Consider the following 280-nt stretch of genomic DNA (forward strand, 5'->3'; position numbering starts at 1 on the left):
TTCCCGTGACATCCCGTGCTTTACCGGTAAGCAGCCCCGGTTTCAGGGCGATAAAGGCAACGGTGTGCGCGGCCTGAATCACCGCACCCGGCGTTGTGCCGGTTTGCGCCATCAGTCCAGAAGGTATATCCAGGGCCACCACCGGCGCGCTGTGGGCATTGGCACGTGCAATCAGGGTGGCAACCGGGTCGCGCGGCGCACTGCGTAGTCCGGTGCCCAGCAGGCCATCAATAATCATATCAATCTCTTCCGGCCAGACGATATCGGTGGCATGAATAAC

Annotated in this window: 1 protein-coding gene; it reads right to left on the reverse strand. The window is 60.7% G+C overall.

Annotated features, from left to right (window positions below):
• A partial coding sequence (locus ACPYOJ_RS35185; RefSeq protein WP_481420360.1) for an NAD(P)H-hydrate epimerase occupies positions 1-280 on the reverse strand: 280 nt, incomplete at both ends.

Source organism: Rhizobium sp. SVR5-9E (assembly GCF_056755095.1).